This window comes from Mesorhizobium sp. M8A.F.Ca.ET.161.01.1.1 (genome assembly GCF_004792105.1).
Classification (GTDB): Bacteria; Pseudomonadota; Alphaproteobacteria; order Rhizobiales; family Rhizobiaceae; genus Mesorhizobium.
On the sequence record NZ_SRTD01000228.1, the window covers coordinates 1 to 345 of the forward strand.

Sequence of the window (345 nt, forward strand, 5' to 3'; positions counted from 1 at the left end):
CGCTGCGCTTCGTCACCCCCGACGGCCACATGATGACGGCGATCCGCGATTTCACCATGACGGTGGCGCGCGGCGAGTTCGCCTGCGTCGTCGGGCCGACCGGCTGCGGCAAGTCGACGACGCTCAACCTCGTCACCGGCCTGCTCAGGCCGACCACCGGCAATGTCCGCGTCATGAGCAATCCCGTCACCGAGATCAGCCGCGACATCGGCTTCGTGTTCCAGGCGGATGCGCTGTTTCCGTGGCGCAGCGTCATCGACAATGTCGCCGCCGGCCCGCTCTATCGCGGCACGCCGAAGGCGCAGGCCTATGATCGGGCGCGCGACTGGATCGCCCGCGTCGGCC

General features: G+C 69.0%; 1 protein-coding gene. It reads left to right on the plus strand.

From position 1 onward, the window contains the following. Nucleotides 1–2: 2 nt before the first annotated feature. Nucleotides 3–345, plus strand: a 343-nt coding sequence (locus tag EN804_RS35455) for an ATP-binding cassette domain-containing protein (RefSeq protein ID WP_135922363.1), incomplete at its 3' end; no start/stop codon positions are given.